The organism is Flavobacterium saccharophilum (assembly GCF_900142735.1).
Lineage (GTDB): Bacteria > Bacteroidota > Bacteroidia > Flavobacteriales > Flavobacteriaceae > Flavobacterium > Flavobacterium saccharophilum.
In genome coordinates, this window is the sequence record NZ_FRBY01000005.1 from 21,787 (window position 1) to 47,537 (window position 25,751).

Annotated in this window: 23 protein-coding genes, 3 tRNA genes and 1 pseudogene; 9 read left to right on the plus strand and 18 right to left on the minus strand. The window is 36.9% G+C overall.

Features of this window, described 5'->3' with window-relative positions; translation table 11 throughout:
* Positions 1-167 precede the first annotated feature (167 nt).
* From BUA98_RS15885 to BUA98_RS15900, 4 genes are all read left to right on the plus strand, one after another.
* Positions 168-1,070, plus strand: coding sequence for a polysaccharide deacetylase family protein (locus BUA98_RS15885; RefSeq protein ID WP_072974168.1), 903 nt, complete (start codon positions 168-170; stop codon positions 1,068-1,070).
* 101 nt (positions 1,071-1,171) lie between these two features.
* Positions 1,172-1,471, plus strand: a complete 300-nt coding sequence (locus BUA98_RS15890) for a hypothetical protein (RefSeq protein WP_072974170.1) — start codon at positions 1,172-1,174, stop codon at positions 1,469-1,471.
* Positions 1,472-1,720: 249 nt separating this feature from the next.
* Positions 1,721-2,572 (plus strand): transketolase, encoded by an 852-nt coding sequence (locus BUA98_RS15895; protein ID WP_072974172.1) that lies wholly within the window; start codon positions 1,721-1,723, stop codon positions 2,570-2,572.
* 79 nt (positions 2,573-2,651) lie between these two features.
* Entirely contained in the window at positions 2,652-3,605 is a 954-nt protein-coding gene (locus tag BUA98_RS15900) for a transketolase family protein (protein WP_072974174.1), read from the plus strand.
* A gap of 83 nt (positions 3,606-3,688) precedes the next feature.
* Here BUA98_RS15900 and BUA98_RS15905 read toward each other — a convergent pair whose 3' ends face one another.
* Complete coding sequence (locus BUA98_RS15905) at positions 3,689-4,780, minus strand: BamM family beta-barrel-assembly machinery protein (RefSeq protein ID WP_072974175.1); 1,092 nt, start codon at positions 4,778-4,780, stop codon at positions 3,689-3,691.
* A 79-nt stretch (positions 4,781-4,859) separates the two neighbouring features.
* On the opposite strand from BUA98_RS15905, the gene BUA98_RS15910 reads away from it, so the two are divergent.
* Together BUA98_RS15910 and BUA98_RS15915 are read left to right on the plus strand one after the other, a co-directional pair.
* Positions 4,860-5,249, plus strand: coding sequence for an RNA-binding S4 domain-containing protein (locus tag BUA98_RS15910; RefSeq protein WP_072974177.1), 390 nt, complete (start codon positions 4,860-4,862; stop codon positions 5,247-5,249).
* A gap of 150 nt (positions 5,250-5,399) precedes the next feature.
* Complete coding sequence (locus BUA98_RS15915) at positions 5,400-5,900, plus strand: phosphoribosyltransferase domain-containing protein (RefSeq protein WP_072974179.1); 501 nt, start codon at positions 5,400-5,402, stop codon at positions 5,898-5,900.
* On the opposite strand, the gene BUA98_RS15920 is transcribed toward BUA98_RS15915, so the two are convergent.
* Positions 5,892-6,410: a shikimate kinase gene (locus BUA98_RS15920; protein WP_072974181.1), complete on the minus strand. Its 519-nt coding sequence runs from the start codon at positions 6,408-6,410 to the stop codon at positions 5,892-5,894. The genes BUA98_RS15915 and BUA98_RS15920 overlap by 9 nt on opposite strands.
* A 126-nt stretch (positions 6,411-6,536) precedes the next feature.
* Between BUA98_RS15920 and BUA98_RS15925 the strand changes: the two genes are divergently transcribed.
* The 3 genes from BUA98_RS15925 (at position 6,537) to BUA98_RS15935 (ending at position 6,849) form a co-directional block, all read left to right on the plus strand.
* Positions 6,537-6,609, plus strand: a tRNA-Lys gene (locus tag BUA98_RS15925).
* 40 nt (positions 6,610-6,649) lie between these two features.
* Positions 6,650-6,722: transfer RNA gene (locus BUA98_RS15930), tRNA-Lys, on the plus strand.
* A gap of 44 nt (positions 6,723-6,766) precedes the next feature.
* Positions 6,767-6,849 (plus strand) — tRNA-Leu (locus BUA98_RS15935).
* Between the two features lie 586 nt (positions 6,850-7,435).
* Here BUA98_RS15935 and BUA98_RS22550 read toward each other — a convergent pair.
* From BUA98_RS22550 to BUA98_RS16015, 16 genes and pseudogenes are all read right to left on the minus strand, one after another.
* Positions 7,436-8,362: pseudogene (locus tag BUA98_RS22550) on the minus strand (recombinase family protein); the annotation flags it as partial.
* Entirely contained in the window at positions 8,359-8,586 is a 228-nt protein-coding gene (locus BUA98_RS15945) for a hypothetical protein (protein WP_072974182.1), read from the minus strand. The pseudogene BUA98_RS22550 and the gene BUA98_RS15945, both read right to left, overlap by 4 nt.
* A 71-nt stretch (positions 8,587-8,657) precedes the next feature.
* A complete protein-coding gene (locus BUA98_RS22555; RefSeq protein ID WP_072974184.1) occupies positions 8,658-8,942 on the minus strand; it encodes a hypothetical protein in 285 nt (94 codons plus the stop codon).
* 14 nt (positions 8,943-8,956) lie between these two features.
* The gene (locus tag BUA98_RS15955) at positions 8,957-10,015 is read right to left on the minus strand and encodes a hypothetical protein (RefSeq protein WP_139257022.1); all 1,059 of its coding nucleotides are present in this window, start codon (positions 10,013-10,015) and stop codon (positions 8,957-8,959) included.
* A 6-nt stretch (positions 10,016-10,021) separates the two neighbouring features.
* Positions 10,022-10,819, minus strand: coding sequence for a hypothetical protein (locus BUA98_RS15960; protein ID WP_072974187.1), 798 nt, complete (start codon positions 10,817-10,819; stop codon positions 10,022-10,024).
* Positions 10,820-10,847: 28 nt separating this feature from the next.
* Positions 10,848-11,693: a conjugative transposon protein TraN gene (gene traN / locus BUA98_RS15965; RefSeq protein WP_072974189.1), complete on the minus strand. Its 846-nt coding sequence runs from the start codon at positions 11,691-11,693 to the stop codon at positions 10,848-10,850.
* A gap of 18 nt (positions 11,694-11,711) precedes the next feature.
* A complete protein-coding gene (gene traM, locus BUA98_RS15970; RefSeq protein WP_072974191.1) occupies positions 11,712-12,995 on the minus strand; it encodes a conjugative transposon protein TraM in 1,284 nt (427 codons plus the stop codon).
* A gap of 4 nt (positions 12,996-12,999) precedes the next feature.
* Entirely contained in the window at positions 13,000-13,494 is a 495-nt protein-coding gene (locus BUA98_RS15975) for a hypothetical protein (protein WP_072974192.1), read from the minus strand.
* Positions 13,495-13,508: 14 nt separating this feature from the next.
* A complete protein-coding gene (gene traK / locus BUA98_RS15980) occupies positions 13,509-14,129 on the minus strand; it encodes a conjugative transposon protein TraK (protein ID WP_072974194.1) in 621 nt (206 codons plus the stop codon).
* Between the two features lie 17 nt (positions 14,130-14,146).
* Positions 14,147-15,343 (minus strand): conjugative transposon protein TraJ, encoded by a 1,197-nt coding sequence (gene traJ / locus BUA98_RS15985; RefSeq protein ID WP_072974196.1) that lies wholly within the window; start codon positions 15,341-15,343, stop codon positions 14,147-14,149.
* Between the two features lie 12 nt (positions 15,344-15,355).
* Complete coding sequence (locus tag BUA98_RS15990; RefSeq protein WP_072974198.1) at positions 15,356-15,991, minus strand: hypothetical protein; 636 nt, start codon at positions 15,989-15,991, stop codon at positions 15,356-15,358.
* A complete protein-coding gene (locus BUA98_RS15995) occupies positions 15,988-16,617 on the minus strand; it encodes a hypothetical protein (RefSeq protein ID WP_072974200.1) in 630 nt (209 codons plus the stop codon). Before BUA98_RS15995 ends, BUA98_RS15990 begins: the two co-directional genes overlap by 4 nt.
* Before the next feature lie 15 nt (positions 16,618-16,632).
* Positions 16,633-17,319, minus strand: coding sequence for a conjugal transfer protein TraI (locus tag BUA98_RS16000; protein WP_072974202.1), 687 nt, complete (start codon positions 17,317-17,319; stop codon positions 16,633-16,635).
* A gap of 28 nt (positions 17,320-17,347) precedes the next feature.
* Positions 17,348-19,810: a TraG family conjugative transposon ATPase gene (locus BUA98_RS16005; RefSeq protein ID WP_072974204.1), complete on the minus strand. Its 2,463-nt coding sequence runs from the start codon at positions 19,808-19,810 to the stop codon at positions 17,348-17,350.
* A 39-nt stretch (positions 19,811-19,849) separates the two neighbouring features.
* Entirely contained in the window at positions 19,850-20,167 is a 318-nt protein-coding gene (locus BUA98_RS16010) for a DUF4133 domain-containing protein (protein WP_072974206.1), read from the minus strand.
* Between the two features lie 10 nt (positions 20,168-20,177).
* Positions 20,178-25,748: an Eco57I restriction-modification methylase domain-containing protein gene (locus tag BUA98_RS16015; RefSeq protein ID WP_072974207.1), complete on the minus strand. Its 5,571-nt coding sequence runs from the start codon at positions 25,746-25,748 to the stop codon at positions 20,178-20,180.
* Positions 25,749-25,751 lie beyond the last annotated feature (3 nt).

Consider the following 25,751-nt stretch of genomic DNA (forward strand, 5'->3'; position numbering starts at 1 on the left):
AAAACTACGGCTAAAAAGCCTTGTTTTTCTAAATCGGGAGATACCGCTGCTATCCCTAACGCAAAAAAGAACCAAAAGTTCTAACAATAAATTTTTAAATTTGAATTCAATCTGCATCGAAAAAAACTGCTACAAACAAGATCCATCAGCCAAAAATAAAATCAAACATGAACTTAGCTCAAAAACTTGGATATCCTGAAAACACCAAATTATTAATCATTCATGCTGATGATGCAGGATTATCACACTCAGAAAATCAAGCTACAATAAAAGCACTACAAAACGGATCTGTTAACTCGTATAGCATAATGGTTCCGTGCGCGTGGTTTTTCGAAATGGCAACATTTGCCAAAAACAATCCACAATTCGATTGCGGGATACATCTAACTTTAACCTGTGAATGGGAAAATTATAAATTTGGCCCGATTCTTCCAGTTAACGAAGTTTCAAGTTTAGTCGACCATAATGGGTACTTTTATAAAACCAGAGCCGAATTTAAAAACAAGGCAAAACCATCTGAAATAAAAAAAGAACTCACTGCACAAATCGAAAAAGCGTTACAATTCGGAATCCAACCCACGCATCTCGATTCTCACATGTGCAGCGTTGGTGTTACTCCGGAAATTTTAGAAATCTACAAAGAACTGGGAAACACGTACAATCTACCTGTTTTCCTCAACAAACAATTTGTAGAATCAATCAGTTTATCAGATGAAAAATACAATTTCGAAAATACTCTTTTAGCTGATAATCTTCTGATTGGGTATTTTGCCGATTTCGAAAAAGGAGAACTTAAAAAATCTTATGAAAAAGCTTTAGATTCAATTATTCCCGGTTTTAATGTTTTCCTGCTTCACCCCGCTTTCGATAATTACGAAATGCAAGGCATTACAATCAATCATCCAAATTTCGGGTCTGCATGGCGCCAAATCGATTTTGACTTTTTTACAAGTCAGGAATGCAAAACAAAACTTATGAATAACAATATTCAATTAATAACATGGAGAGAGATCCTCAAAATCAGACAAAGTACGAATTACGGAATCAGCAACAGGATAATTGAAAAATGAGATAATTAATCATGTGAATACTTAAACTTTGTACTTAAAACATATAACATTATGAATTCATAATTTCATAACTTTAATAATCAATTAAAAAAGTAGAAATCATGATAAACTCAGAAGATAACAACCCTATTAAAGAAGATCAAATCGAGAGAAATCTGGAAAATTTAGATTACCCAGCAAATGAAGACATTTACAATCAGGAAGATAAACTAGAGGACGTTGATCCGGAAGATATTTCCGGAGAAAGAATCGTTAATCAGGACAATCACGAATGGAAACAAAACAGCGACAAACTAGGGAATGACTTAGACATTCCGGGTTCAGAGCTTGATGACGAACAGGAAGAAATTGGTTCTGAAGACGAAGAAAACAATTTCTATAGCGAAAGCGATACCGAGTAAATCCATTTTTCGACACATCAATAAAACAAAACTCAAGTCCCTAACGGGACTTTTTTATTTTAAATTTTCAACAAAAAAAGATCTTATAAAGTAGTCTCATTCAAGAAATCTAAAACATTCAAGTGTTTTTTTCAGGATCAATAAAAAAAGTGGTGGAATTTAACAATTCCGGCAAACTAAAGCAAAAAATCATTTGTCAGCCCGCAAAATAACAATTACTTTTGCGTCAGTTTAACTTTTACATATAAAATGAAGCCTAACACACAACAATTAAGCGATTTAACGATCCAAGTAAGAAGAGATATTCTTCGAATGGTACATGCTGTCAACTCAGGTCACCCAGGTGGCTCTTTAGGTTGCACTGAATTTTTGGTAACATTATACCAAAATATTATGGACCGCAAAGAAGGTTTTGATATGGACGGAATTGGAGAAGATATTTTCTTCCTTTCAAACGGTCATATTTCGCCTGTATTCTATAGCGTTTTAGCACGTAGCGGTTATTTCCCTATTTCAGAATTGGCAACTTTTAGATTATTAAATTCTCGTTTACAAGGACACCCAACAACTCACGAAGGTTTACCTGGAGTGCGTATCGCTTCTGGATCATTAGGACAAGGTTTATCTGTAGCACTTGGAGCAGCTCAGGCTAAAAAATTAAATGGTGATAATCATTTAATCTATACTCTGCATGGTGATGGAGAATTACAAGAAGGTCAAAACTGGGAAGCAATTATGTATGCTTCTGCTAAAAAAGTAGACAACCTTATCGCAACGATCGATGTTAACGGAAAACAAATTGACGGAACAACTGACGAAGTTCTAGCAATGGGAAGTCTTCGTGCTAAATTTGAAGCTTTTGACTGGGACGTTCTTGAAATTAAAGAAGGAAATAGCATCGACGCAATCTTAGCAGGTTTAACTGACGCTAAATCAAGAACAGGAAAAGGAAAACCAGTTTGTATTTTATTACACACTGAAATGGGTAATGGCGTTGACTTTATGATGCACACACATGCTTGGCATGGTAAAGCACCAAACAACGATCAGTTGGCAAGTGCTTTAGCTCAAAACTATTCTGCAGACCAAATCGATTACTAAAAAAGTGTTCAGTCTCAGTGACAGTTTTCAACTTAGAAACTTAGTTACTTAGAAACTTAGCATCTCATAAAAGACAAAAATGAAAAAATATACAAATACAGGAAGTAAAGATACTCGTTCAGGTTTTGGAGCGGGAATGACTGAACTAGGTCAAAAAAACGAAAACGTTGTGGCATTATGTGCGGATTTAATTGGATCATTAAAATTTGATGATTTCAAAAAAAATCACCCGGAGCGTTTTTTCCAAATTGGAATCGCAGAAGCTAACATGATTGGTATTGCTGCAGGTTTGACAATTGGAGGAAAAATTCCATTTACAGGAACCTTTGCCAACTTCTCTACAGGAAGAGTTTACGATCAAATTCGTCAATCAGTTGCTTACTCTGATAAAAATGTAAAAATTTGTGCTTCTCACGCTGGTTTAACACTAGGTGAAGACGGAGCAACACACCAAATCTTAGAAGATATTGGTTTAATGAAAATGTTGCCAGGAATGACTGTAATCAACACTTGCGATTACAATCAGACTAAAGCTGCAACTTTAGCATTAGCAGATCATCATGGTCCGGCTTATTTACGTTTTGGACGTCCGGTTGTGGCTAACTTCACTCCTGCTGATGAGCCATTCGTAATTGGAAAAGCTATTTTATTAAACGAAGGAACTGATGTAACAATTGTTGCAACAGGACATTTAGTTTGGGAAGCGCTTATTGCTGCTGAAGCGTTAGAAGCAAAAGGAATCTCTGCTGAAGTAATCAACATTCATACTATCAAACCACTTGATGAAGAAGCAATTCTTAAATCATTGGCAAAAACAAAATGCGTAGTAACTGCAGAAGAGCACAACATTCTTGGAGGTCTTGGAGAAAGTGTTTCACGAGTTTTAGCTTTAAACAATCCTGCTCCACAAGAATTTGTAGCAGTAAACGATAGTTTTGGTGAATCTGGAACTCCAGAGCAATTAATGGAAAAATACAAATTAAACAATCAGGCAATTGTTGAAGCTGTAGAAAGAGTTATTAAAAGAAAATAATTTTTAATTTTCTTACTTTATAAAAAAAACCTCGAAATCACTTTCGAGGTTTTTTTGTATTTCAAATTCAGATTACTGAATAATTATTTAGCAGAATGATGATCTTTATCAACATGAATTCTTAATCTTCCTGGAGATGTATAATCTGGAGTTCCAGCTGCAGAGAATGCTGGAATACCATACGTCTCACTTTCATCTGTATTTACCGTTTTTGGATTGTCTGGCAAAGGATCAAAAGGATAATATTTACTTATTCCCGTCACTGGAGCACCTTCTGGTTTTGTTATTTCAAATCGAGTACTATATCCATCTCCATCATCGTCAAAATCCATAAAATCGGCTATTCCATCACCATCAGTATCATCAATTAATTCTTTAGGCATATTTGGAAACCTTACTTTATCTTCTAAATTATAATTGTAACCATCATGGTTAATATCTTCATCATAATCTAAAACACCGTCCGGTGCACCTGTTCTCTGTCCTCCTACTACTTGAAAATCATGATCTAATCTTTGAAGTTCAAACAACTTAAAACTAAATACAAGCGGAGCATATGTAGGAATACCCGTTTGTGGAGTGCCAAAATAAGCTAGTCCCGAAGGTAAAAACATAACTCCTGCACCGTAATTTTGGTATGTTATAACTCCATCAGCAGCAGTAGTCGAAGTACCTGTTTTAAATTTTGGAAAGATTTCTCCCCATCCGTCAATAACAGGATTAGTTTTATAAACATATAAATCAAAACCAACACCCAAACCGTACGACTGATCAAATACAGTCCCATCTAATAAGTTTCCTTTGTATGCTGCATAAACCAAATCCGTATTACAAGGTGACTCACCTACACCTTTATTAAGTGTTAAATAATAAACTTTATAATTAATGTCGCGATTATAAACATCTCTATGTTCAAGAGGATACTCCTGTTGATCCCAAATAGAAACCTGTGTTCCACCTGCTGGAATTTTTTTTATTTCTACATCAAAAGTTACTTTATCAACTATTAAGTAATTAGTCTTTAAATATTTTTCAATCGAATCATTATCTGCTTTATACTGCTCTTTATAATCACGCAAAGGAACTACCACTACATCATCATCATCACTTTTATTACAAGAAACCAAAGAAATACCGGCAAGCAATAAAACAAAATAATATTTAAATTTATTCATTATTGTTAATTTTTTAGGTGCGCAAGATACAATATTGATTTATTTTTGTAAAGAATTTAACTTTGATTTTAGAAAAATTATGAGAATAGATAAATACCTATGGTGTGTGCGTTATTACAAAACCAGAAACATGGTAACGGAGGCATGCAAAAAGAACCATATAACTGTTAACGGGCAGGTTGCAAAGCCATCAAAAGAAGTTTTCCCAACTGACAGAATTACTTTCAGAAAAGATCAGATTACACAAATTATAACTGTACTCGATATTCCTGAAAGTCGCGTTGGAGCAAAATTGGTTGATATATACCGAAAAAACGAAACGCCAGCCGAGGCTTATGCCCATTTAGAATTATTAAAACTATCTAAAGAACATTATCGCAAAAGCGGAACAGGAAGACCGACCAAAAAAGACCGAAGAGATATCGATGAATATGGAAATGAGATTTTTGATGAAGAGGAAACGGAATAAATTCCAATTTTTCAAATCCCAAATTCCAAAACTACTGTCATAGAAATCCAACATTTAAATTCAAAAAGATAAATCCAAAACCTCAACATTGGAATTTGGAATTTTTTTTATTGGAATTTAAAATTTGTACTTTAGCAAAAAAAATAAATCATGAGCAAAAACATCATCTTAACCAATCAGGAAATCGAACACAAAATCAAACGTATCGCCTATCAAATATACGAGACTTTTGTTGATGAAGAAGAAGTTGTAATTGCCGGAATCGCTTCTAACGGATCCATTTTTGCCGAAAAAATTGCCATTGCACTGAGTAACATTTCAACACTTAAAGTGTCTACCTGTGAAGTTAAGGTTGACAAACAAAATCCACAATTGCCAATTCAGACTTCTTTAACTAAAGAAGAATACCAAAATAAAGGTTTAGTATTAGTTGATGATGTCTTAAACTCAGGCACAACTTTAATATACGCTGTTCGTCATTTCTTAGACGTTCCTCTTAAGAAATTCAAAACAGCAGTACTTGTAGACAGAAACCATAAAAAATACCCTGTAAAAGCCGATTTTAAAGGTATTTCACTTTCTACTTCTTTACTGGAGCATGTTCAGGTAGTTTTCGACAACAAAGAGGGCGACTATGCTTTTTTAAGCTAGTAAAGTCTTAATATCCTCAACCGTTTCTTCGACCGTCTTATCATCAACCACAACTTTATGTTGTGCATGGTTGTAATAAAAGCTACGATCGAATAAATGTTTTGCAATAAATTCTTTCATCTCTTCCTCATCCATATTCGCAATCAAAGGACGTTTACTTTTATTGTGAACTAATCTATTATATAAAGTTTCTATTGAAGCCTTTAAATAAATCGATACAACAGTGTCACTTTTTAATAATTCGTGATTATTAGCGTAACAAGGTGTTCCTCCACCTAAACCTATGATACTATTTTCTGAAGACTGTAGTAATTCAACAAACATTTCATGCTCTAATTTTCTAAAATAGATCTCTCCATGTTGTTCGAAAATTTCATTTATGGACAAGTTTGCTCTTTTTTCGATGCATTTATCCAAATCTAAAAACGGAATATTTATACTTTTTGAAAGATTTTGGGCAATAGTTGACTTTCCGCAACCCATATATCCCAATAAGATGATTTTTTTCATTCTAATAAAACCCTATAAACTAGGGCGTTGTAAACATTGGTTAAAAAAAGACAAATTTATAATAAAAATGCTTGCAAATAATAAAATAAACTCCTTATATTTGCACCCGCATTCAAGAAACATAATGACTCGATAGCTCAGTTGGTAGAGCACATCACTTTTAATGATGGGGTCCTGGGTTCGAGCCCCAGTCGGGTCACAAAATATGTGATTAACAACATAAGTTTCTTGAAAGCAATGACTCGATAGCTCAGTCGGTAGAGCACATCACTTTTAATGATGGGGTCCTGGGTTCGAGCCCCAGTCGGGTCACAAAAGGTCGAGTAATTTTTATTACTTGACCTTTTTTCATTTTAGGCCATGTGGAGAAACGGTAGACTCGCCATCTTGAGGGGGTGGTGCTCGCAAGGGCGTGAGGGTTCAAATCCCTCCATGGTCACATCTTGGGACAAATCAGAAAACAGCTGATTTGTCCCTTTTTTTTTACCATCTAAACCCTTGTAAAATAAGAGCATAACCCTAAGTGCTTCATTGATTCTTGTGGTTCGACACTCTATTCCGTCAAAAGTGAGCTTTTCAGGAAAAATCGAACCAATTATCTTTCTTTTTCTTGCCGTTGTACCTTCCTCATATAATGTTGCCAGTTGAGAAATATGACTAATAGCCTTATTCAGCAAGGGTTCAACATTTGCAGTTCCTTTAATTCCAGTGGTTAATTTAGCTTCAAGCCTGTTTATTTTTTCCTCAGTCTCTATTTTTATTATGCGATAATCGTTAGGGTCTAAATCTCCCACAATAAGTAAATTTCTCGCTTTGGTCAATCTTTCATTAGCTCCTTCCAGTTCTTCCTTTAATCTATTAACATCACTGCGTTCGTGTTTTGTTTTATTTTTAAATACAGATACTATCACTTCTTTATACAATTCTAAAAAAGGCAATGGTCTTACATATTTTCTTATTTCATCTGCAACAATCGCATTTACCTCTGGAGCCTTTTCACGGAACGTACAGCCTAATCTGCAGTGATAGTAGTGATAATGTTGATTACGTCCTTTAGATGCGCTGCCTGTAAGCAGTCTGCCACACTTGGGACATATCAAATGCCCACGCAATAGTAAGGCAGGATCTACCGTTACAGTAGTTTTTCTCTTTTTTTTGCGACTATCTAGTACATCCTGAACATCATAAAACAATGATTCAGAAATTAGTGGCTCGTGCTGTCCTTTTACTAATTGACTTTCTTCTTCTTTATATTTTGGCACGAATACTTTTCCACAATACACAGGGTTACGTACGGAACCCCAAAAAGCATTCTTACTGCATTTGAGTCCTTTATCAATCGCTAATCCCCAGATTTCTTGTGTATTTATTTTTCCTTTCGCCAATTCTTTAAAAACCCATCGCATAATACTTGCTTCACTTTCTTTAATTGCAATATATTTTTTACCATCCTCACTAATTTTATTACTGTAACCTATTGGAGCAATCCCCATAACACGCCCTTCTTTCTTGGCCCGACGCATACCATGTAACACATTTAGTGCTCTACGATCATTCTCAACTTCAGGTGCTGCAAGATAAAAAGCAAGCATCATTTTGTTTTCTGGAATTGTAAGATCTAAAGGCTGTTCCACTGCTTGTGGCTCAACACCTAATCTACGTAATGTACTTATCATCTGATAGGCATCTCCTGCATTACGACTAAATCTATCCCATTTGGTAAAGAGTACCAAATCAGAATGTCCTCTTCGTGTTCTAAGCTCTGACAATAGCTTTTTCCATGATGGACGGTTAAAAGTTTTAGCAGAATGATCTTCAATAATCACTTTTCGAACCTGAAACGAATTCAGTTCACAATATTTACGTAAACGTTCTTCCTGATCCCTTTGCGAATATCCTTTATCTGCCTGCTCATCTGTACTTACACGGATATATAAATCTGCAATTTTCATGATTTTAATATTGATTGGTTAAACTTGCTTTCACGCTTTTGTGTGAGTGTAAATTTACGTATTTTTTGTTCATCTAAATATGTATCAACCACTATTTCAGCCATTTCGTAGAAAAAATCCAAGATAATTTTTGCTCGATCAGCATCTACATCTATACCATCCTTTCTCAATAATTCCATAGCTCTGTGTGGTGTTATTCTATCAATCTCTTCCTCTCTCATCATACACCTCCTTCTATTGACAGCGAAAGCCCGCAACCGGGCTTTACTAATTAATTAAAATTGATTTCAATTACTCATATAGGAAAATAAATTGTACTCCGCTGGTTTCTATTGCGTTTTGGCAGATAGCTAATGTAACCATACTCGTTTAGCTCACGAATGCATTTATGATAGGTTACAGGCCCCGTTATCTTGGCTAGCTTCATGATTTCATACCTATAGACCTCAATAGGATTAACAAAACCCTTTTCAGCCCTAAATTGAAGCAATGCCGCATATATACCAATATGAGTGATACTAATACGGTAATCTTTTTCTATTGCCTTAAAGAAATCAGATAAAGGTTTTAATGTTTTCATTATTTCCTAGATTATCAGCTTACACGCATACCATTTCTTGTGGAATGATTCACCTGTTGACTCTCATTTGTCTTTTGCTGCTGTTTTACTGTTTCCATTGTTTTATTCCCCAATGCCGTTGATAGCGTAATTTTTCTTGAGTGCTCGTCATAAATATTTATCGATTTAAATTGAGGATTTGCTTCAATATAAAACCGATGTTCATTTCCATTTTTAATCAAGGTTACAGGCAGCCTGTTTCCTTGTTTTAAAGCATCCTTTAATTTATCTGCTTCAGTTTTATTTGATAATTCCTTTAAAGGAAGTTGTTGTACAGCTTTTTCAAGATCGTAACCATACCCGGAATGAAATTCTTTGATTCTATGATTGCCACTAGCATCTTTGTCGTTAAGATCTAGTTGGATCCAAGTTTTTTCCTTTTGAACCGCTCGCCCTGCCAACAAATTATAAGCCTGTGTTGTGTCAACAGAATTTTCTTGCTCAACTTTGAAGTACTGATTCCTGTTTTCTTCAGGTTTTAACTCATTATGCAGACTAGCTTTATAACCCTCAAATTGATACTGTCCGCTTTGGTCTTTAACAAAGGACAACTCATGATCCAGTCGTTCTTTTTCGTTGACGTAATAGGAAACCGGAATACTAAATTGCTGGTGACCTTGTTTGATTTGTTGATCAATTTGATTTGACAAATCTCTAAAACCAATACGCTGCACTTGATCGCACAGCGCTTGGTTATTCTTCTGCTCTTCTTTTACATCCTTACGCACTGCAATTTGATCTATAAGCGGTGCTACAACTAGTTTACGAATGAGTCTTACCAATAAATTAGGATAAAGCTGTTTTAGAATCTTGTCCTTTTCCTGCTTGAGGATCTGCAAAGCAAAACGTTCCTCAATATTTTTGCTGCCCTTATACTTTGTTCCAATTCGCTCGTAATGATGCAGCTTTTTTTTGATCAGTGACCTATTATTGGAAAGACTAAAATTAAACAGTTTACTAAAACGCTCTTCCCTGGAGCGCCACTGGTTCAATTCCATCTCTACTCTGTTTATGGGAAGTTGTTCGTTCATCATTACTGATTACATGGATTGACTTTTCTTTTTCTTCTTAGCTTCCTTTGGCACTTCTGGTCCATCATCATCGGCAGTTTGGTTTTGCTTTTTACTGCCTTGTTTTTCAGAAGCTTGCTGAGTTTCGGATTGCTTTTCTTCTTTAGACTTACGATTATCAATGCGTTGCAAATTGCTGTCATATACATTAATTGTCTTGAATTGTGGGCTGGCTTCAATATATTGCTTAATCTCATTTCCTTCTTTTTGGAAAGTAGCGGATTGCAGGTTTCCCTTTTTCAAAGAATTGATTAAGTCTTCTTTGTATTTTGGGGTTTCCAGTTCTTTAATCGGATGTTTGGAGAGTGTTGCTTCCAAATCATAGCCGTAATTCTGATGGTAATGGTTTAGCTTAAAGTTTCCATTAGATTCGGACTGTTTAAAATCGATTTGAAGCCAAACGTTGTAAAGTTCTCCGTCCTTGTTGGTAAGATCTTTGTTTACTGATCTGCCTTCCATAAGATTGTAAGCTTCTTTCATGGTGATGTTGCTGCCTTTATTGATATAAAAGGTTTGCTCCAAATTTTCTTTGGAATTCTCTTTTTGCAATTCCACTTTATAAGAATTAAAGAAATACATATCGCTTTCTTTTGACTTATTGAAATTTAATGTAGCTGCAGCAGTATCATTACCATATTGCGTATTATGCGTCAAAGTGAAATTAGGTTCTTCTTTCTGCATTTTTTCTTTTAATTCAGATTCTAATGCATCTCCAAAACCAGTGTACTTTAACTGGTCGCGTAAGTATTCAAAATTTTTCTCGTTCATGATTTCAATTTTTTAATTATTAAATAGTTTATAGTTTGGGAAGTACAGTCACCTGTACCAGTTTTGTATTCTTGACATGTTCTTCTAAATGTCTGCCACCGTTTTTCTCCATGAGCTGTATGGCTAAATATTTTTTTTCCGGAATTGTAAATTTTGGCAGCGCAAACACAAAGATATTTTCTGCTTCAGCTTGAATTTTATCAATATCATTCAGTATATAAATGGGCGTAATTTCAATTTCCTGTGAAGCAGTACGTTTTATTTTTTTAGTGTCGCGAATAAAAAAACGAAGCTGGTCTATCTCATAATTGATTTTAGAATTGTTGGTTATCTTTATCCTGTAATACATTACTTCATCACGAATAAAAATTCCGTTGAGCCTAAAATCAATATCATATTTACTTTCCCTTTGACCTCGCAGCTTTTTTTTGTCGTATAAGGCTAACTTTGAATATTCCTCAATATCCTGATCATTAATAATTTCATCTGAAAAATAAATTTCCTGTCCATCTGGCTTAGTTTTATTCAGCGTAAGATTTAGCTGCGGGAAATCTTCATTATAATCCAGCACGAAAGAGTAGAGTTTACCATCTGCAGTCACGACCGTAAGATTGGTCTGAAAAAATCCCTTTTGAGCTGCCTTAACCTGAAGGATGTTTTCAAGACCTTTAGCCTTTTGTACCAATATATCGGGGCTTCCCTTGTCGACACTTTTTATGGCAAAAGGAAATACAATATTGGTCGTTTTTGAATAGGCTATCATTAAAGAGTCCGATTCCGTTTTGGATAAATGGTTTTTACTTGATTGCTGTGCTAATACACCGATGGTCATAAATAATAAATAAATCATCACCAATAGTTTAAAATTTTTCATCTGTATCATTTTTAGTTTTTAATTAGAATCATTTTGTTTCTGTTTTTCATCACGCAGCAGTACTTTATATCCCGCTTTTACAACTACTTTAACTAGTTTTACTTTTTTACTTAGCAGGCTTTTAGCCGCTTCAATTCCCGCTCCAGCTGCCTGAGCTCCCCAGGAATCGTCTAGTGATGCAACTCCTAAAGTTTGCATGGAGCGATCAGCGGATGCTTTGGCGACATCACGATTAATGGCTCCCGGAATATATATACCAACAAGTCCATCCATGTCGTAAACAGACAAATCCACCGGAAATAAGGAGTTGTTGTATCTGATACTACTAATGTTAATAGTTAATCGTTCTCCTTTTAAGGAAGCTGTTCCAAACAAAAAATTGTCTTTTGGAACTTTAATGCCATTTATGAAAATGTCGTTGATGAGTCGGAACTTAACTGTAGCTCCATTTACAATAGTTTGTGTTTCATGAATAATGGCTTCTACGGCATTCTGCATTAAATCATCATTTTCAAATTCGTCTAAAGAATAAAAACCATTCTGTTTGTACTCAGAACTGTTCAATGTTTTGTTTTGTAAAGAAGAAACAGGATCTTCATACTCCTTGGTTGAAATAGTAAAGACTTGTCCACGCTGAGCCTCGGACGCTTTTTTCAATTTTTCCTGTACCCTGTTGGGATGTTGGATATCCAAAATACTCTCCAGCATTCCACCGAGCTGCTGCAGTTCCGGATCCTGACTTTCCTGCTCTTCATTCATGGATTGCATCATTTGTTCGAGCCTGTCCACATCATTGGAATGCAGCGAGGTTTCATTCGATTTTGCAATTTTTACATAATCTTTATTTTGCTCCGGAACTGCTACTGGTGTATTGATTGCTTTTTGCAATGCTTCCAATTTTTGATGTACTTTTTCTTCGTTTGGATCGCGATAAACAGATTTATTTAAACCATGTCGCTCTTTTCTCTGAGTAAGAGCACTGCTGCCTTCGGTTGAATCAATCTGAAAAGACTGGCTCAAATAGTTGGGATCTTTTTTAATAAGTTCATCAAGCTTTGCTGAATCAAGTGCAGCCAGATCATAGTAATTCATTTTATCGAGCGGAAGTCCTTCTTTCAGGTTCGCATTGGGAAGTTTTAGATTAAAACCTTTTTGCTGTGGTGCTGCTGAGTTGGCAGCATCCATTTTTCCACCTCCCAATGCCCAAAATATGGCAGTTAGAAATGGCAACGCCAATATTGGCAGTACCAAGAGCATCTTACGATGTTTTAAGGCCTTTAATGATTTTGTGTTTTGTTCCATGATATTAATTTTTAAGATGTGAGTAATAATAATTCTCTATTATTGTTAAACTGTCCAGAAGTCCGGGACGATTTAATACAATACTGTCATGCGTTTTTTTTCCTGTCGGACTGCGCCCCAGACTATCCATATACCTCCGAAAACTTGTAATTTTTTCAAATTCAGTTTCGCTAATAATTGTATTGAGTTCAAGAGGCTTTTCTTTTAAGGGTATCAGATTGGTTGGTTTGGTAATCGGGGTTAATGTTATATTTCTATTTTTATTACCTGAAAAACTATTCACAATCAGGTATATACTGCAGCCAGTTGTAAATACGGTAAAACACAACACAATCACAATCCAGTTAAGACGTGTAAAATGAGCTGTTTTGCGTTCAAGCCAATTGGCGCATTTATACTGCAATCGCAGATTAGCCTGGTCAAACTTTTGCCATAGATTATTTTTAGCAGTTGCAACAACATCGCTTTTTTTGCTATTTCGTTTAGAAGTGAATTTCATGATGTGCAGCTTTATTATTTTCTGTTTTCGGTACTTATGTCCCGATTCTCAATAGTATTCCATCGCTCGATTAAAAAGCCATGCGGATTGTTGTCACTTCTCGATACATTGCGAAGGTTGCCTTCCGTAATAAGGTTTCGATGTGCAATACTGGTGGTACGAATGATATTTTGAGTAGCATAACATCGGAATCCGTACGGATAGTTATTAAGGTCAATAGTCACACTGTCAATCTGTATCGTCTGGCTGACATTCCCCGATATGATACCGGAGTAATAACCGTTTTCCATTAAATCGTCATAGACCCGTTTAGCACTGTCATCCGCCAGATAAAGAGCCTTTGTTACATTGCTTTTAATGACTTTATCATCTGGGTCAAGTGTAAAAAACAGCTTATGAAATGTCTTTACATGATCCCTTGCCTCTACAGGAATGTTATCTTTTCGGTCCGAAGCATAGGCTTCCAGCGCCTTTCCATTAGCTAGTATATAAACCTTATTTTGCATTTGTGATACCAGTGTGAAACTCTTATAAAGCGAAAAACAGCTAATAAGGATGCACCCTGTAATGACAAGCATCGTAAAACCGCGGACATGCCGAAAAGCAGTGTCAATATTTTTCATTTTACTAAACATAAACGTTGAATTTAGGGTTAAGATTTACCTTTTAATTTATCAGCCATATAATTGTCCTTATCTTTGAAGTAAGGTGCAGAATTTCCGGAATCAGACATGCTTTGATACATACGCCCGGCAGCATTCCCCATAGCATCCGCTACCATTGTAGTTCCTTGAGATGTAGTATTTACCACGGAAGTTGTAGAATTACTAAACATACTGGTCACTTTTTGTCCGAGTGCACCGCCGCCTCCGGCATGAACAATGTAATTGGCAACAGAAGGGACAGTGAAATAGCCTATAATCCCAATAATCATAAAGACCAGATAAGCAACATCAGTCCTGCTAAAGAAAGTCTCTCCATATTCTCCTGCTTGCGCAATATCAATCTTTAGCATATTCTCCTGAATTTTTCCGATGATGCTTCCAAATATGTTAGCCACGGGAAGCCACAAATAGATATTGATGTAACGTGCCAGCCAGACGGTAAGGGTATGTTGAAAACCATCGAAAACCGAAATACCAAAAACGATTGGACCTAAAATAGAAAGTACCACCAATTGAAAAGTCCGCAGTGTATCGATGCACAGGGAAGCAGCTTCAAATAATACACGCAGTACCTCGCTCATCCACTCCTTTACTGAATTGCGGAAATTATAAGAGGCCTTGCTCATGGCGAATTTGATATCATTTCCAATACCATCCAGCATCCCCTGCCCACTTGGATCTGCATCATCATGAGTATAGCGGTACCATTTATCCTGATCGCCGCTTCCTGTCGAACCCACATACATTTTCCAGGGATCTGTTTCTTTAAGTGCTTCTTCTTTTTCTTTAAGCAGTCTTTCAATCGCTTTATTTGATCCTTCCACCATTGATGCAGTTGCTGTAACAGTAGGTTTCATGACACCATTGATCATATAGAGGACAGAGGGAAAAATCATAATGCAAAATCCGATAACAAAAGGACGAAAGAGTGGATAGAAATCTATGGGTTCAGCACTGGCAATATGTCGCCAGACTCTTGAAGCGATATACCACATAGCTGCAAAACCGGCAAGTCCTTGTCCAACCCCAATCAGATTACTACATAAGGGCATCATTTCATCATACAATTGTTCCAATACACTATGCAAGCCGTTCATGTCGTCTGCAATTCCTTGTGCCTGGATCGTAAATGGCAATATCATTGCAAGAATAACAAGTATTATTTGCTTATTTATCTTTATCATAACAGTGGATATTTAGTTATTTAACTTATAAATACTGCGCATTGCGCGGGTATCATTATGCTCTTTTGCACGCTGTAAAGCCAGTACAGTTGTATTATTGTTGAAGTTTCTCAGGAACAAAAGTTTGTCTTGCATATCTGCATATATTTTGTCAATAGCGGCTAGCCTTTCATCATCAGACATTCGCATTTTATTTGCGGTAATCACAGAGGTCAATTCATCAAGATTTCTAAGACTTTGCTTAAAAAGATTATCGTACACCCTTTCGAAATAGGCAATTTCTTCAGAATTAAAATTTTTACTGTCCCTAAAACGGCTAAAAGCGGACTTGTATTCTTTTACCAGCAGCATCTGATAATTCACAATGTCACCAATACGCCTGTAATTCTTAACTGTGGGGCTAACCTGCATGAGCGCATCAAGAAATGTTTCATGAAGGCTGAAATTTCCTTCAGACAAATCTTTTACTGTATTATAGCCTCCGCTTAGTATTTCATAGCCCTTTTTCATATCCTTTAAAATCTGTTTGAACTGGGCCAATTTCTCTATGTTCAAAATCAATTGCTGGATTTCCTGTTTTTGAGCTGTTATCGGGGATGGAAATAGCAACCCGATAAACACAATTCCTGTAATCAGTAATTTTTTCATGGCAAATCAGTATTTATGCCGTTTAGGACACGGCTGTTTTTTGCTTCTTTCAATTCGGCTGCTTTTGATACAGCAATCATCTTGGTTTGATTACTGAAACTTTCAGAGAAAGTATAGTCATCAAGCATATTCTGGTAAATCATATCAATGCGTTTCACTCGCTCATCATCTTTCATCTCTAACTTTCCGTCCGTAATGATTGTTAGAAGCTCATCCAAATTGGTATCACAATTTTTAATTAACCTTTCAAAGACCCTTTTGATGTAATCGACTTCATCTCCATGAAACAAATCATCCTGCCGGATTTGCTGATGTAAGCTCTTGTAGCTTTTCATGATTTTTCTCTGGAGCCCTATAATTTCCGTTACCCTTGCATACTTTTTTATTTTGGGGTTGACTGTCTTAAGGGAATTCAGGTAATCTGTATGAAGATTAAATTCTCCACGTTTGAAATATCCTATGGTATTCAGCCCCTTTTTCACTGCGGAATAGCCTTTTTGTGCATATCCGATATAGACTTGCAGAGCTGCTATTTGCTCTAAAAGCATCCTTTGCTGTTTTGTCTGTGCCTGAAGATTTCCTGTGATCAGTGTAGTAAAAAGCACTACTAAAAATATCTTTTTCATGATTTTATTGCTTGTTTACGGAATTCCGTAAAATTGCTTAATGGATTTGACATCATGCTCTGTTTTGGCTCTTTGAAGGCTCAGTAGTACATTCTGTCTGTTGAAAAGTGTCAGGTCATCATAATTAGCATCAATTTGATCTGCAGCAGAATTTATAATCTCCAGCCTTTTGGCATCACTCATTTGTGTGGTGAAAGAATCCAATACAAGGAAAATCTGATCGATGCTTTTCAGGCTTTCATCGAGTATCCCGGAATACACACTTTGCATATAATCGAGTTCGCTGGCCTTAAAATGAGTATCTTTTTGAAACAGGCTCCAGGCTCTTTCATATTCATCTACCAAACGAACCTGCTTTTCACTGATATCTTTGATACGCTGGTAATAGGTAATGATGGATTTGACTTTTGCCAGTTCCTCATAGTAATTCTTATAGAGTTCTTTTTGTTTCTCAGTCCAATCGGAAATCTCATCCAGCTTTAGTTTGGAGAGGATATTTTCTATTTTTTTTTGTGCATTCTGCAGCCAGATCGTTTTGTTCTGCAGTTTTTGGATCCTAAGGTCAATAGCCTTAATTACCTTTTTTGCAACCGCTTTTACGATTTCTAAAATCGGTATTGCTGCAACTGTTGCCGGTCTTGCCGGAGTGCTGATCAGTAAAAAGCACAACAGGCAAATCATGATTTTCTTTTTTGTTTTCATAACTGTTATTGTTTAGTTTTCATAATGTTTATGCTCTTAAGTCAATAGCAAGTGCCGCAATGCCTTTTCGGATATCGCCATCAAATTTCTTGGCATACGCCTGTACTTTTACTTTTTCAGTTTCTTCGGTGGTATAGGCGAGATATTCTTCAAGGGACACCTCGGTGCGGTATACTTTAGACTGCATGCCTCCAAGTGAGATAAACACTTCTTTGTATTTCTTATCAGGATCATTGGCTTTGTTTACAGATAATACCAATGCTTTTTCCTTTTCGGTAAGTCCAAGCAGTTCCTGGATTTGCTCGAATTTGTTTTGATACTTGCTTTGGTCCAGTAATATCTTGCAGTCACTGTTATTGATAATAGCTTGTTTAACGACCGGAGAAGAAATAATATCTTCTACTTCCTGAGTCACTACAATGGCTTCCCCAAAGAATTTACGAACAGTCTTGAATAAATACCGAATATATTCTGCCATTCCTTCCTTGGCAATAGCTTTCCAGGCTTCTTCTATCAGGATCATTTTTCGGACTCCTTTAAGCTTGCGCATTTTACTGATAAAGACTTCCATTATAATGATGGTCACTACTGGAAAGAGTATCGGATGGTCTTTGATATTATCGAGTTCAAAAACAATAAAGCGCTCTTTTAACAGATCCAGATTCTCCGTAGCATTGAGCAGGTAATCAAACTCACCTCCCTTGTAGTAAGGACGCAGTACGTACAGAAAATTGTTTACATCAAAATCCTTTTCCTTTACCTTGTCGCCTTCCAATATGGATACAAACTCATTTTTCAGAAATTCATAAAAACTGTCAAAGCAGGGAAACAAATCAGAATTGCTGTCTAACTTTTCATAATACAATTGAAGTGCGTTAGAAAGTGCTACATATTCACTTCGATTGAAGGTTTCATTGTCTTTTTTCCAGAGTGCCAATAAGAGTGTTTTAATACTTTCTTTTTTCTCGGTATCAAGCGAATCGCCTTCACTGATATAAAATGGATTAAACCGGATTGGGTTCTTTTCATCGTAGGTAAAGTAGTAGCCCTTTACCATATCACACAATCCTTTATAGCTGTGCCCAACATCAACCAATACAATATGGGTTCCCTGCTCATAGTAACTTCTGACCATATGGTTGGTAAAAAAGGATTTGCCGCTTCCCGAAGGTCCCAGTATAAATTTGTTCCGATTGGTACAGATCCCCATTTTAACAGGCTCATCACTAATATCCACATGAACCGGTTTGCCGGTCAAACGATCTCCTAGTCGAATACCAATTGGACTAAGAGAAGAACGGTAACCGGTTTCTAGATTCAAAAAACAGGTAGCCTGCTCAGTGAACGTGTCGAAAGTATCATTCATTGGGAAATCTGCGGAATTCCCGGGAATTCCTGCCCAAAAAATCTGTGCAGCTCCGACCGTCTCCTGCTTAGCAGTCGCATCCATCTGGGCCAGTGCGGAAGAAACTTTATTCTTCAGGTCTTTGAGTTCTTCTTTATTCTCTGTCCAAATCAGCACATTAAAATGGGCTTTGACTGGTAATCTTTGCTGACTGATTGCTTCATTTAGAAAATCATTGGTTGCATCACGCGCAATAAGATTTTCCCTGCTGTAGGCAGATAAGGATTGCAGTCGCAGTCTTTTACTTTCTAACTTTTGCAGAGTTTTCTGAAAATCCTCTATGAAAATATATTGATTGTATATGTGGTTACAGGACAATAATTGACCAAGAGTTGAGGCAAATCCGATACTGAATTTGGTCTTATCAGTGGAATACCGATCATAGTTAATTCGGGACCCGCATAAGGCCGGCAGATCAGCGGCATCACCCAATGTATAAATCTGGCAGTGTTTATCTCCAACCTGCAAACCTTCATCAAAAGCAATATCCTTAAAAACAAACGAATTTTCTTTTTCAGATAAAAAGCAATATTGTTCAATGATTCCAATTTTTCTGCTATGGCTTCTAAGCTGATCATTTCCAAGACGGGTAAGTTTGACAAAACCACTGTCTTCCAATACGCGTCTGAACTGGCCGGTACTATCAATAAATTCCTGACGCAGTTGCGCTTTTAAAGTTTCTTCCGGAACGATGGAGGCTCTCAGTAAATTTGAAAACAAGGAACTGGACGTTTTTCTTCCTACTGGTTTTTTAGTCAGGAAAATATAACATGAATGATCCAGAAATGGGCGTTCATTAAAAAAACGTTCACTGCTACGGGTTAGAAAACTGGAGTCTTCACTTGTGAAATCGGGCTGAAACTTGCTATCTATAAACCAGTCTTGTTTATGGAATACGCTAAACTTCGGAAGTAACTTTATAGCTTTGAGCCAAGCCTGATGAAATGCCTCGTATTCCTGATCCGACAAGGTAAATATCTCGGGTAATTCTGCTTTAAACACTACTGTCACATCTCCTTGTTTGGACAGGATGCAATCGTGCTGCACATCCATAATTGGTAAAATATCATCTATCATCTTTTCCATCATCCTTTTTTTTACCGCTCAGCTAATGCTGAGCAAATTCTATTTCTTCATCATAAATATTTTTCTGCTTTGCGATTTCACAGCTTTTGGAATCTGTCGTTTCGCTAAAGCTTTCATCATTCCATATTGACCGTATTGATGACTCATTTTATATATTTTCAAAATCCATAATGTCCCTGAAATACCAATAATTCCGATACAGATAATGGATTGCAGACCAGCTATGTACATAATGGCAAACAGTATCATAAGTACAATTACGCCACCTCCCAAATACCAGATATATTGTGCCTTTAGCCCTTTAAACTCGATGCTCTGGTTAATCCCTTTGTTGATTTGATACACACTGTTTGACATGGTCTTTATTTTAAAATTTCATCCTGCTGCTGCGTCTCATCTCTGAAAAAGAGCGCTCCTGCCATTTATCAGTATTGCTTTCTGTCAGTGTGAGATGCTGTGATTCTTCAATACTCTTTATTGGCAGTTGAATTACCGGCGCTGTATCAATTAATTTTGTTTCATTACTGAGACTAGCCTCTTGCGGATTGGCTTCTTTCAATTGGTTCTCCTGAATTTTCAGGGCTATTTCCCTTTCCAGACTACAGAGATCGCTTTTCATTTTTTGAAGCTCATCTTCCTGACTAAATACTCTTGTGGTTAATTGTTGTAATTCCGGCAGTTGGTTTTCAATATCATTCAGGGACTTTTGGTATTTTGCCGTGAGATGTTCCACTTTATCAATAGCATTTAGAAAATGACGTGCTGCCAATTTTGGATTGTCTACATTTGGAGTTCCTCCATTGGAAGTATATTTAATACCTTCTTCCAAACGTTGTGCATAAAAACTGTTGGAGTAACGGTACTGGTACAAACCATCATTTTGATAGGCTTCACGTTCTCTTTTTATATAGAGTCCAAAATCATATAACTTTCCAATTTGTTTGGCCTGGTTTTCTCCTTCTGGAGGTTTCCAGTTTTTATAGAGCAGGATAATTTCTTTGCCGATACTTTCTGGATCTGCTGTCTTGCAGTTATACAACTCTATAGGATTTGCTTTGGAACCATCAGGTTCATACTTCAGATTGTTTTTGTAAAAACTGTGATCAGCAGTTAGTTTATCCAGTGTTTTAGTGGTGATTCCTTTTTCCTCCATTAGGTATTCAACCTGATATTTAGTTCTGGAAATTTCCTTGTAATGTGCTTTTTTAAGGCTTTCCATTACCGTTACTTTTTTCTCCAATTTTGATTTTTCCAGTAATGAAGTATCACCAGATAGCACTGCGATATATTCTGAAAAATTCATTCCACTTTGCTCATCCATGGCTCCCTCATCAATAGTCCTCACATTAAGTTCACAGTTTTTCATCTGACTGATAAAAGTCTGTTTGTTCTTCAAAAGGTTGAATTTGTAATTGTCCAGGGATTGCTCTGTTGCATAGATGAAATTTTTTACTTTATTCCCATAATGCAGTTTGGCGACTTCGTTACCTTGTCTGCTGCCTCGGCCGTTCCGTTGTCCCAGGTCAGACGGTCTCCAGGGAATATCCATATGATGCATCGCCACAACACGTTTTTGCACATTAAGCCCGGTTCCAGCTTTTTCTGTACTGCCCAAAAGAATACGTATCTCACCAGTATTCATTTTAGAAAACAACTCCGGTTTCTTTTTATCGGTCCAGTCGTGTATATAGGTAATCTCATGAGCCGGGATATTAAAATCCCTTACCAGTTTTTCTTTAAGGGCATCGTACATATTAAAGTCATCCGGCTTGGGTGTCCCGATATCCGAAAAAACAATCTGAGTGCCTTTATGCTCCATGGAACCCTGATAAATTTCAGCCACATTTCTGGCGCATGTATTGACCTTATTATTCGGGTGATCACCATATCTTTCATTTATCAGCCTCATATCGGCAGCCATTTTTTTAGCGTAATTAGTAGCTATAAGCATCCTGCCTTTGTCTTCCTGCGAGGTAAGAGGTGCCCTGCCTATAAGTGTCGCATTACCTGTTTTGGCAAACTGCATGAGTTGGGTAATGAATTCGGTTTGTTCCGGTGTCGGGCTGACATTGATAAGTCGCTCTTCAATTTCAGGTTTGTCCAGATCAATATGTTTTGCTGTTTTATAATCGGTAATCTCATTATAGAACAGTGCCAGTTCCGGAACTTTAATAAAATGGCGAAAACGCTCTTTGGCAATAATCTCGTTGGTGACAGAAAATTCAAAATCAGTCGTTTTTCTGGCAAAAACAGCTGCCCATCCATCAAAGTTTTCAATATGCTGGCGTTCCATTTCTTTAGGGCGCAGGTATTTGAAAAGCAGATACATTTCGGTAAGACTATTGGATATTGGAGTACCGGAAAGAAAGGTCACACACAGATCCGAATCGAATTTTTCCTGAAGCGTGCGTACCGCAAATAACATATTAAGCGCCTTTTGGCTTCCCTGCATATTTCCAATTCCGGCAACACGGTCATGACGGGTAGTGAAAGTCAGATTTTTGAATTTGTGAGATTCATCTACAAACAAATGATCAATCCCCATTTCTTTAAAGTTGATACCGCTGTCCTTTTTATCTTCTATATCTTTGAGCAGTGTTTTTAGTCTGCCGTCCAGATTATTTTTTCGTATTTCAAGACCTTTTAATATTTTCTTGGAGGTATCGCCTCCCAGATCTCTGGCCGTATCAAGGTCCCGTTCTATATTATCCAACTCATTTTGTAAGATCTCTTTTTGTATTTCGGGTGACTGCGGAATTTTACCAAACTGATCGTGGGTTAAGATGATACAGTCCCAATTATTATTTTTAATCTCATGGAAGAGTCTCATTCTTTTTGCCGGAGTAAAATCATTTTCACCAGGTGCCAATATTCTTGCATTGGGATAAGCCTTTCGATAGGTTGCTGCAATTTGATTTACATTGGCATTCAATGCCAGTATTGCAGGTTTATGAATAATCCCTAATCGTTTCATTTCATTGGCAGCGACAATCATAGTTAGTGTCTTTCCAAGCCCAACCTCATGATCGATTAATGCACCACAGTTCTGAATAATACGCCAGGCCGCATTTTTCTGCGAACTGTACAAGTCATCAATTTCAAGTGCTTTTTTATCCAAACCCGGAAAGCTCAGATGACTTCCGTCATACTCGCGTAATACATAACAATTGAACGTATTGTTATAGAGGCTCTCCAGTTCATTTTTATCGCTTATTGGCAATTCCTGCAGCCACTCAATAAAGCCGTTACGGATGTTTTCAATTTTTTGATGAGCAAGCTGTATGGCTTCATTATCTGGCAGTCGGATGGGTTTGCCACCTGCTTCCTCAACTTCATAGGTAAAAAAGGGAGCCGTATTTTCGAGCGCATGCTCCAATATGGTGTATCCATAAGTTGTTCTGCCACTTTTTGGAGTTACCGAAAACTCCCTGTCAATTTTGGTATTGTGTCCTGTACTTACTTTAAAGGTATCTAGTGATGGGAAATAATTAATTTCAGTTGGCTGGTCAAATAATTTTCCGGCGAAATTCTCATAGTATCGGTTAGGAATCCATCGCTCGCCCAGGTTAAAATCGAGTAATTCAAAAGGGATACGCTCTGGCTGAACTTTTTCCAGTGCATGCAATCCTTTGTAGTATTGTGTGTTTTCAGGGTATAGCTGCACAGCCTGTTTAGCCTGTTGTAACTTTTCTACAACATTGCCGCTTAAATAGAGGTCTGAAGTTTCCCAATTCTGACCAGTAGGATTCAAATAAATATGATGGTTCAGACGTTCTATAACCTCGTTTTGTTCAAGTCCTGTCGAGGCAGTTATAAATCCTAAGTCAACAGTTCCTTTTTCATTCAGACTGCGGGCTAACGCTTCAACAGGATCATCTGTATAATAGCGTTCTTGCTGTTTTACTACAGACTCGATTAAAATATCCGACTTCACATAACGTTCGCCTTCTTTGCGTTCGAGTGAAGAAAGAATGGTGAAACCAAAAGCGAAATCCTGCATGATTAACCTGCGATTCTCAGTACTGTTCAAAATACCATAGTGAGAAACAAATTTGGTATATTGCTCATCTAGATTTTTTCGAACCTCTTCACTGCCAGCTTTATTTGATTGCTCTTTCTCAAACAATTCCAGATAATGATCCCGAATAGCAATATAGGAATCATAGAATTTCAGATTGCCTTGTGGTACTAATGGTTGGAAAAAGGCCTGTTTGTGCTGCTCATTGATATCACTGATAATCCCAACGGATTCTCCAACTCTAACCAGAGTGCCTTCTGTATAAAAAGATTTCAATGAAGCAACTTCTTCATAAAGTCTTTTTTCAAGGTTAAAAGCAGGTTCAAGGGTTTTATCCCCTTCATAAGTATACTTGTGATCATAGTATTGAAGGGTATTGGATAAAGCCAATAATTCATGTGGCAGTAATCCGCCATTCATCCAATTGGCTGAAAAGCCATCGATTTCTTTTACATTGGAATATAATTTATACAAATACCGATTGGACTTGTTTTGTTTAGCAGTGATAAGCACAACATTTTCATGTGAGGGATTATCATTTGTGCGTATGGTACTGAGTATTCGTGCTGTTTTTTTATCTACTACAGTTTCATCAAGAGGATTGATGTAATCCATAGCACGATTTATATTCTCTGCAGGCACAGTATCAAACAAGCCAAGCTGGACTGAAATACCGCTTGCTTTACTCTCAGGCATGGGTAAATAAGTAAATTTTTGCCTGATTGCTTCAGCAGCATGAACGATCTCCGTTTTTTGAGCCTTCTCAAAGCGTTCTGGGTTAAAGTTTTCTTTTAGTCCTTTGGCAATATTTTCTCCAAGGTGATTTCCAATAGAATTAATATCACCGATTTGTCTCACACTTTGATGCGCCTGTCCGTATTGGTTTTTACCAGCTTTTATTTCATTCCCAATGATGAGCTCGGGTCTATTGTGCAGATATTTATTAATACTGTATTTTCCAAATTCATTTTCGAGTTCAACGGTTTGCAACAGCTCATTTTCATTATCCGACAGGGTTTGTTTATACTCGTTTTTCTGAACAATAAGCAGATGATTTGGAGCATCGGTATTTCCTGTTTCTTTCATCAGGTTGTCAGGCATAACTGCCACACTCACAAAATCCGCATTTTGAAAAAGATATTCTCGCACGCTCTGATTGGAAGGGCTGTTTAAAAAACCGTCTGTAGTTATGTATGCCATAAGACCTCCATCAGCCAGTTTGTCCAATCCTTTTGCAAAGAAGTAATTGTGAATTTTCCCCGAAATCGCTTTATCGGGATAGGCTTGGTCATAAACAGAAAAATTACCAAAAGGAATATTGCTGACCACAAGATCATAACTGCCGTTATCATTTGTTGGAGCTTCTTCGAGACCTATTACATGTGTGGTATTTTGGGTTGAAAGTGTACTGTTTAATGCTGAAAGTATCAGTCCGCTTAATTGGTCCTTTTCCACAGCAGTAATTTGTTCCAAACTTGAAAATGCACTGTCTGCTTCAGTGATAAAAATGCCTAATCCTGCTGATGGTTCGTATAATCTTCTAGGGATAATGCCTTGTTCTTTTAATATATTATACAAAGTTTTGGGTACAATTTCCGGTGTATAAAATGCGGTAAGGACACTATTACGGAGTGAAGAAACAACTGAATTATACTCTTTTTCAGAATAGTGTTCTTGCAGTATTCCGTGGAGTCTTGTCATTTCCGGATGCAGCTTCAAATCTTCTTTTGTAGCTCCGGATTTTATCCAGTCTTCGGTAGTACCATTTGGGTATAATACAGCCTTGATACCTCCAAAGCCAGCGTATGCCTTAAGTGCGGCAACTGCTTCTGCCGATAAAGCATCACCTTGCTGCCATTGCATTGCAATGGTAATCGCCTCAATATTGGCACTTAGTTTTTGGGATAGATTGTAAGCCATAAT

Bases quoted from the DNA above. Each gene is read 5' to 3' on its own strand.
- BUA98_RS16015 (WP_072974207.1), bottom strand. From the start codon at position 25,748: ATGGCTTACAATCTATCCCAAAAACTAAGTGCCAATATTGAGGCGATT.
- BUA98_RS15955 (WP_139257022.1), bottom strand. From the start codon at position 10,015: ATGATGAACGAACAACTTCCCATAAACAGAGTAGAGATGGAATTGAAC.
- BUA98_RS16010 (WP_072974206.1), bottom strand. From the start codon at position 20,167: ATGTCAAACAGTGTGTATCAAATCAACAAAGGGATTAACCAGAGCATC.
- BUA98_RS15975 (WP_072974192.1), bottom strand. From the start codon at position 13,494: ATGAAATTCACTTCTAAACGAAATAGCAAAAAAAGCGATGTTGTTGCA.
- traM (WP_072974191.1), bottom strand. From the start codon at position 12,995: ATGGAACAAAACACAAAATCATTAAAGGCCTTAAAACATCGTAAGATG.
- BUA98_RS15915 (WP_072974179.1), top strand. From the start codon at position 5,400: ATGAGCAAAAACATCATCTTAACCAATCAGGAAATCGAACACAAAATC.
- BUA98_RS15895 (WP_072974172.1), top strand. From the start codon at position 1,721: ATGAAGCCTAACACACAACAATTAAGCGATTTAACGATCCAAGTAAGA.
- traJ (WP_072974196.1), bottom strand. From the start codon at position 15,343: ATGATAAAGATAAATAAGCAAATAATACTTGTTATTCTTGCAATGATA.
- BUA98_RS15995 (WP_072974200.1), bottom strand. From the start codon at position 16,617: ATGAAAAAGATATTTTTAGTAGTGCTTTTTACTACACTGATCACAGGA.
- traK (WP_072974194.1), bottom strand. From the start codon at position 14,129: ATGTTTAGTAAAATGAAAAATATTGACACTGCTTTTCGGCATGTCCGC.
- BUA98_RS15900 (WP_072974174.1), top strand. From the start codon at position 2,652: ATGAAAAAATATACAAATACAGGAAGTAAAGATACTCGTTCAGGTTTT.
- BUA98_RS22555 (WP_072974184.1), bottom strand. From the start codon at position 8,942: ATGAAAACATTAAAACCTTTATCTGATTTCTTTAAGGCAATAGAAAAA.
- BUA98_RS15990 (WP_072974198.1), bottom strand. From the start codon at position 15,991: ATGAAAAAATTACTGATTACAGGAATTGTGTTTATCGGGTTGCTATTT.
- traN (WP_072974189.1), bottom strand. From the start codon at position 11,693: ATGAAAAATTTTAAACTATTGGTGATGATTTATTTATTATTTATGACC.
- BUA98_RS15890 (WP_072974170.1), top strand. From the start codon at position 1,172: ATGATAAACTCAGAAGATAACAACCCTATTAAAGAAGATCAAATCGAG.
- BUA98_RS16005 (WP_072974204.1), bottom strand. From the start codon at position 19,810: ATGGAAAAGATGATAGATGATATTTTACCAATTATGGATGTGCAGCAC.
- BUA98_RS15920 (WP_072974181.1), bottom strand. From the start codon at position 6,410: ATGAAAAAAATCATCTTATTGGGATATATGGGTTGCGGAAAGTCAACT.
- BUA98_RS16000 (WP_072974202.1), bottom strand. From the start codon at position 17,319: ATGAAAACAAAAAAGAAAATCATGATTTGCCTGTTGTGCTTTTTACTG.
- BUA98_RS15885 (WP_072974168.1), top strand. From the start codon at position 168: ATGAACTTAGCTCAAAAACTTGGATATCCTGAAAACACCAAATTATTA.
- BUA98_RS15960 (WP_072974187.1), bottom strand. From the start codon at position 10,819: ATGAACGAGAAAAATTTTGAATACTTACGCGACCAGTTAAAGTACACT.
- BUA98_RS15905 (WP_072974175.1), bottom strand. From the start codon at position 4,780: ATGAATAAATTTAAATATTATTTTGTTTTATTGCTTGCCGGTATTTCT.
- BUA98_RS15945 (WP_072974182.1), bottom strand. From the start codon at position 8,586: ATGATGAGAGAGGAAGAGATTGATAGAATAACACCACACAGAGCTATG.
- BUA98_RS15910 (WP_072974177.1), top strand. From the start codon at position 4,860: ATGAGAATAGATAAATACCTATGGTGTGTGCGTTATTACAAAACCAGA.